Raw genomic sequence first — 6,715 nt, forward strand, 5'->3', positions numbered from 1 at the left:
GTGACGGATAATAGAAGCTCCTATTCGCATCGACGGGTAGGAGTTTTCCTCGTTGCGTGATTTTTATAAATGCCAATTCGCGCATAAATCGATATAATAGGAAGAGCAGCATGAAAGCGGGAGGTGCAGGAATGCGTACAATGTTCTCTTTTTTGCAAAAGTATAAGGCAGCGACAGCTGTGGCGCTCTTGCTTATGTTGACGGAGCTTATGGTCGAGTTAATCCAGCCGTTCATTATATCCAAAATCATAGATAAAGGCATTGGCAACGACAATATGACAGTCGTTCTTCAGTGGGGTGGGGTACTGGTTGGATGCTCGGTCATTGCTTTCGGCGTCGGTATTGTAAGCTCGTTTTATGCGTCCCATGTCAGCCAAAGCTTCGGCTTTGACGTGAGAGAGCGGTTATACGAGAAAGTGCAATCGTTTTCTTTTGCGAATTTCAATCGTTTTCCGGAGTCCTCGCTTATTACGCGGTTAACGAATGATGTGATGCAGCTTCAGAATACGGTGTTCATGGGACTGCGGATCATGCTTCGCGCACCTCTGCTCGTTATCGGCAGTGTAGTGATGGCATTCATCGTGCATCCGAAGCTGGCGTTGTTCCTCGCGGCAGGCATACCGTTTCTAGGTGTATTTCTCGTATGGGTGTTGCAAAGGGGCGAGAAGCTGTTTCGCTCCGTGCAGCAGCAGCTTGACGGGGTGAACGGCGTGATGCAGCAAAATTTAAGCGGCATGCGGCTCATACGCGTGTTCGTTCGAATGAAGCATGAAGCGGCCAGATTCGCCTCCTCGAGCGAGCGGCTAATGGAGAAGACAGTCGCTGCGATGAGGCTGACCGAGACAACGATGCCGATTATATTGCTCGTTATGAATACATGTGTGTTGACTGTACTGTGGTTCGGACGTTTCGAGCTGGACCGAAGCGGAGCGAGCGTCGGCGAGGTTGTCGCAATCGTCAACTATGCGATGCGGACGACGGGCGCGTTGTCGATTCTCTCGATGATTATTGTGAACTTCTCGCGCGCCAGGGCATCGGCTCAGCGCGTGGAAGAGGTGCTGATGACCGACATCGATCTGCTCGATACGGAAGAGAGCGATAAGGAGGCAAGGCTTAGAGCGGGAGACGTTTCGTTCGAAGGGGTTTCCTTCCGCTACCCGGATACGGGCGAGCATGTATTGGAAGCGATTACGTTCGAGGCGAAGGCAGGCGACACAGTAGCGATTATGGGTGCGACCGGTTCCGGCAAAACGTCGCTTATGCAGCTCATTCCGAGGCTGTACGATTTGGATGAAGGTATTATTCGTCTAGATGGTATCGATAATCGGCAGCTGAAGCTAACCCAGCTTCGCGGTCAGATCGGATATGTGCCGCAAGATATTATGCTGTTTACCGGTACTGTTGCCGACAATATTCGCTGGGGTAAGGAAGATGCCACCCAGGAAGAAATTGAACAGGCGGCTAAGCTGGCACAAATTCACGACACCATCATGAAGCTGCCTTTGCAATATGAGACTATCGTCGGCCAGAAGGGCGTTAATTTGTCCGGTGGACAGAAGCAGCGGCTTACGATTGCCCGCGCGCTTGTGCGGCAGCCGGTCATTCTGCTTCTTGACGATAGTACGAGTGCGCTCGATGTTCAGACGGAAGCGAGGCTTCTCGCTGCTCTTAAGCAGATGCATTGCACAACGTTCCTTATCACGCAAAAAATAAGCACAACGATAGGCGCCGATACCGTATTGCTGCTTGATGACGGTAGGCTTCTCGCTCAAGGCACGCATGAGCAATTATTGAATGGTTCTAATCTGTATCGGCGAATCTTTGAATCGCAGTTCGGGAAGGAGGGCGTGTCCAATGCTTAACCAATTGAAGCGGCCATTCCAATACGAACGACCCGAACGAGCGGCTGAGGCTAAGACCGGAACCGGAGACAAGGCGGAAGCGCCGAAGAAGAAGCCGCGTGCCCGTAACGCCTCACTCACGCTGAAGCGAATGGGCGGCTATCTGATGCAATATAAAGGCCGATTATCGGCTGTTGTGGCAATGGTCGTGCTAAGCTCGGCATTATCGCTGCTTGGCCCGTATTTGGCGGGGAAGGCCGTTGACCGATTCCTCATCGATCGCGACAGCGGGTTTATCACTTTCCTCGCACTTATGGCAGTGGTATACGGCATGCATTCCTTAACGATGTGGCTGCAAAGCATATGGATGATTACGATTTCGCAGAAGACCGTCTACCAGATGCGTGTTCTGTTGTTCAATCAACTGCACCGGTTGCCGATTCCTTATTTCGCTAAGCGTCAGCAAGGCGAACTGATGAGCCGCGTGACGAATGACATCGAGAATGTCAGCTCTTCGCTTAACAGCTCGGTTATTCAATTGCTGTCCAGCGTACTGCTGCTCATTGGAACGGTATCCGTCATGCTGTCGCTTAGCCCGCTGCTTACGCTGCTGACTTTCCTTATCGTTCCGCTAATGGTGTACGGAATGAAGTGGATCACGAACCAGACGAGCAAGCTGTTCAAGTCGCAGCAGCGCAATCTTGGCGATCTCAATGGTTATATAGAAGAAACGCTCTCCGGTCAGCGTATCGTCAAGGCGTTCTCACAGGAGCAGAACGTCATATCCTCCTTCCGCATCCGCAATGAACGGATACGGGTGTCTGGTTTCTGGGCTCAGACGATTTCAGGCTTCATTCCGAAGCTGATGAACGCGCTCAACAATCTAAGTTTTGCTATCGTTGCCGGCGTTGGAGCGATTCTCGCTCTGCAAGGCTCGATTTCGGTGGGCGTCATTATTATTTTCGCCGAATATGCGAGGCAGTTCACAAGACCGCTTAACGATTTGGCTAACCAATGGAACACACTGCTGTCGGCCATTGCGGGCGCGGAGCGGGTGTTCGACGTACTCGACGAGGAAGAAGAGTGCAAGGACGAAGGCGAAGCAGCCGTCCTCGACATTGTGAAAGGCGACATCTCTTTCGATCGCGTATCATTCTCCTATGGAGAGGGAGCTCAGACGCTTAGAGAGGTGAGCTTCAAAGCTTCGCCAGGAGAGACGATTGCGTTAGTTGGTCCGACCGGAGCTGGCAAAACAACGTTAATTCAGCTGCTGTGCCGATTCTATGAACCGAGCGGCGGCCGGATTATGATCGACGGCCGCGATACGAACAGCTGTACGCGCGAGAGCCTGCGCTCGCATATGGCGTTCGTACTGCAGGATCCGTTTTTATTCGAGGGAACGGTGCGCGACAATATTCGTTACGGAAGGCTGGACGCAACCGACGAGGAGATTGAACAGGCAGCGAAGCTTGCTAACGCGCATTCTTTTATTACAAGACTTCGCGGCGGCTACGATGCACTGCTTAAGCTCGATGGCAGCGGGATAAGCCAAGGTCAGAAGCAGTTACTCGCCATTGCTAGAGCGATACTGGCCGATCCGTCTATACTCGTGCTTGATGAAGCGACAAGCAGCATCGATACCGTTACGGAAATCAAAATTCAAGAAGCGCTGCAGCGCCTTATGCAAGGACGCACCAGCTTCGTGATTGCCCATCGTTTGAATACGATCCAGCAAGCCGACAAAATCGTCGTGCTGCAGGACGGTGCTTTGACAGAGATCGGATCCCATGATGAACTGCTAGCCAATAAAGGGTTCTATAGCAAACTCTTCAATGGACAACTGGACAGCACCGTATTAAGCGGCGCACATTCCTAGCTTTAACTCGGCCTTCTGTTCTCGCCTATTAAACTCCAAATCAGCATACGTACAATCGATAGAGAAGCGCTTGCCATACTATGGCGTAGCAGCTGAATATTGCAGGACGTGAGCTAGAGTAGGGAGGAATAGGAGAGAGTGGCCGAACGAGACGACCATATCAAGTGGCATAGTTACAATGTTACGAAGGAGCTGTACAATCGCAGATTTGGACATATGAGCGGCGTCATATGGATAACCGGGCTATCAGGTTCTGGCAAGTCTTCGATCGCGAACGAGCTGAATACGATGCTTTATGAGCGCCATATTTATAGCATCGTGCTGGACGGCGACAATTTGAGGACAGGGCTCAACAAAGATTTAGGCTTCAGCGCCAAGGATCGAAGCGAAAATGTGCGCCGTACGGCCGAAGTAGCGAAGCTGCTCGTCCAGGCTGGCGCACTCGTCATTGTTGCGCTCGTATCCCCGATAAAAGCGGATCGTGATATGGCAAAATCGATGTTCGAGGAAGGCGAGTTCGTCGAGGTGTACGCGGATTGCCCGCTTGCTGTATGCGAGCAACGCGACCCGAAGGGTCTATATAGAAAAGCGAGAGCGAATGAGATTGCTCATTTTACGGGTATTTCCTCACCCTATGAGCCTCCTAGCAATCCTGATATCCGTCTCAGCTCTGACTTATTGTCGGTCAAGCAGGCTGCGGGAACTATTATGTATTACTTATTCGAAAATACGAGTGTTTGAACGAGAGCTGGCATTTGTTCATATGCCCGATATACTTGACTTAACCGCCTATATGGCGGTTTTTTGCATGAAAGGACGGCTCTTGCCTTTGACGCTTAAGTATTGTCGATTAAGAATGAAACTTCACGATGATTTCCAAGTATAACAGTGTAAGAAGAAAGAAGTGGTTGGAGAGAGGGTTTCATTAGGAGGCGACGTCATGACAACAATAGAATGTTTGGAATGCGGAAGAAGCAATGAGGTAGATACGGACAAGGTGCTGACTGAAGGATGCGCGTATTGCGGCAGCAAACTGGTTGAAGAAGCGGTTCCTTATGAGGTATCGACGAGCGAGCTCGAAGAGACGCTTCAAGGAGAGGCGACGGGGACGGTTTCGCCTAGTGAGGTTGACGTGAATAAGTGGGTCGGCAAAATCGGCGATCACGATAAGCAGGTCAAATACGTAGAGGAAGGCTTCTGGGCGAAGGTGAAGCGACATGCGGCTAAAGTGCCTTTTGCCAAGGAGGTCGTCACACTGTATTACTGCTCGGTCGATGCGAAGACGCCGTTATCGGCTAAGGTGACTGCGATAGGTGCGCTTGCCTATTGGATCATGCCTATCGATCTTATTCCCGACTTCATTCCTGTTGCGGGTTTCGTAGACGATGCTACCGCAGTATTGATTGCCTATAAGGCGATCAGCGGTCAGATTACCGATGAGCATCGAGAGAAGGCGGAGCAATTTTTTGTCCTTAGCAAAAATGTTAAGCTTATCGACCGTACCGCTAAATGAATAGAAGGCTGCCGACATGCTGGACGTAATCTAGTCCTTGTCGGCAGCCTTCTTCTATTCCATGATGGGTTAGAACAAGCTCCAGTCAAAATGCTGCGACATCTTCTGAAGCAAGTCCACGCCAGCGATGCTGTTTCCTTTGCGATTAAGTGACGGGCCGACGAGCCCGATGCCGTATTTCCCAGGCACGATGGTCAGAATGCCGCCTGACACGCCGCTCTTCGCAGGCAGCCCGACTTGAATCGCGAATTCGCCGGATGCATTGTACATGCCGCATGTCGTCATGAACGTTTTGGCGATTTGAACGTAACGCCGCGGAATCAACTGTTTTCCTGTTCGCGGATTTACGCCGTCACTTGCCAACACGAGAGCCATGCTCGCCAAGTCGGCACAGGTTACGCTGATCGAGCAATGCCGGAAGTAAACGTCAAGCACATCCTCTACTTCGCCATTAAGCACACCGTTATCCTTCAGCAGATACGCCATGGATCGATTCAAGTTAGCCGTCTCCGATTCGGAACGGTATACGTCATAGTCGTAATCGAGCGTTTCGTTACCGGCTAGCATTCGGAAGAAATGAAGCACGCGGGCAGACTTGTCTAGTGAATGTTCTCCTGCAATTAATGACGATATAGCGATTGCTCCTGCATTAATAAGCGGGTTGAATGGGATTCCGGGCTGTACGAGCTCGAGCTTAAGCATCGAGTTGAAGTTGTCTCCGGTAGGCTCCATGCCTACTTTGCTGAACACCGCCTCTTCGCCGTTATCGAGCAGTGCCAAGATGAGCGTGAATATTTTGGAGATGCTCTGCATGGTAAATGATAGACCGCAATCGCCAGCCGATATAGAGCGTCCTTGTCCATCAAGAATATGAATGCCAAGTGCTTCTATAGGAGCCTTGGATAGCTCTGGGATATAGGAGGCCACCTTGCCTTCCGTGCCATGGCGGCGACTTTCCTCTACCCATTGGGGCAGCTTGATGCGAAGCTGATCAAATTCCTCTGATGTCATTGCCCGTGTCCTCCTTATTAACGATACGAATTAGTATATGCGAATCTATTCGACAGCCGTTTATTGTTTTCCTACTATTATAGTTGTTAAAACCAGTATTGACTGACATCGGCCATATCGTATAAAATGCCGTTTGTGGCAAAAAGTTAAAATGTGCTATGGAGAAAGCAATTAGAAGGCCGTTTTAACGAATATCATAATCTTTTTAAAAAAGTTTATAAAAAAGCTTGACCAAGTTATATAGGCCATGGTATATTCTAATTCCGGCCGAGAGAAACACACGCCGGACACGAAAGAAAGATTGTTCTTTGAAAACTGAACAACGAGCGAAACTGCCAGTTAAGAAGCTTCGGCTTCTGACTAAAGCAATACAAAGTAATGAGCAAGTCGAACTACCTTTATGGAGAGTTTGATCCTGGCTCAGGACGAACGCTGGCGGCGTGCCTAATACATGCAAGTCGAGCGGAGTTATTC

General features: G+C 50.3%; 5 protein-coding genes and 1 rRNA gene. 5 read left to right on the forward strand and 1 reads right to left on the reverse strand.

Going from position 1 to position 6,715, the window contains the following annotated elements:
• The first annotated feature begins 131 nt into the window (after window positions 1-131).
• The 4 genes from AB4Z33_RS13305 (at window position 132) to AB4Z33_RS13320 (ending at window position 5,230) form a co-directional block, all read left to right on the forward strand.
• The gene (locus AB4Z33_RS13305) at window positions 132-1,862 is read left to right on the forward strand and encodes an ABC transporter ATP-binding protein (RefSeq protein WP_442050372.1); all 1,731 of its coding nucleotides are present in this window, start codon (window positions 132-134) and stop codon (window positions 1,860-1,862) included.
• Window positions 1,855-3,717, forward strand: a complete 1,863-nt coding sequence (locus AB4Z33_RS13310; RefSeq protein WP_442050373.1) for an ABC transporter ATP-binding protein — start codon at window positions 1,855-1,857, stop codon at window positions 3,715-3,717. The genes AB4Z33_RS13305 and AB4Z33_RS13310 overlap by 8 nt, the downstream gene beginning before the upstream one ends.
• Window positions 3,718-3,855: 138 nt before the next feature.
• Window positions 3,856-4,458: an adenylyl-sulfate kinase gene (gene cysC / locus AB4Z33_RS13315; RefSeq protein ID WP_442050374.1), complete on the forward strand. Its 603-nt coding sequence runs from the start codon at window positions 3,856-3,858 to the stop codon at window positions 4,456-4,458.
• Window positions 4,459-4,657: 199 nt separating this feature from the next.
• On the forward strand, window positions 4,658-5,230 hold the full coding sequence (locus AB4Z33_RS13320) for a YkvA family protein (protein WP_442050375.1): 573 nt from the start codon (window positions 4,658-4,660) through the stop codon (window positions 5,228-5,230).
• A gap of 69 nt (window positions 5,231-5,299) precedes the next feature.
• On the opposite strand, the gene glsA is transcribed toward AB4Z33_RS13320, so the two are convergent.
• A complete protein-coding gene (gene glsA / locus AB4Z33_RS13325; protein WP_442050376.1) occupies window positions 5,300-6,241 on the reverse strand; it encodes a glutaminase A in 942 nt (313 codons plus the stop codon).
• A 397-nt stretch (window positions 6,242-6,638) separates the two neighbouring features.
• Here glsA and AB4Z33_RS13330 point away from each other — a divergent pair.
• Window positions 6,639-6,715: ribosomal RNA gene (locus AB4Z33_RS13330) — 16S ribosomal RNA — on the forward strand; the annotation flags it as partial.

The organism is Paenibacillus sp. 2TAB19 (genome assembly GCF_052115185.1).
Lineage (GTDB): Bacteria > Bacillota > Bacilli > Paenibacillales > Paenibacillaceae > Pristimantibacillus.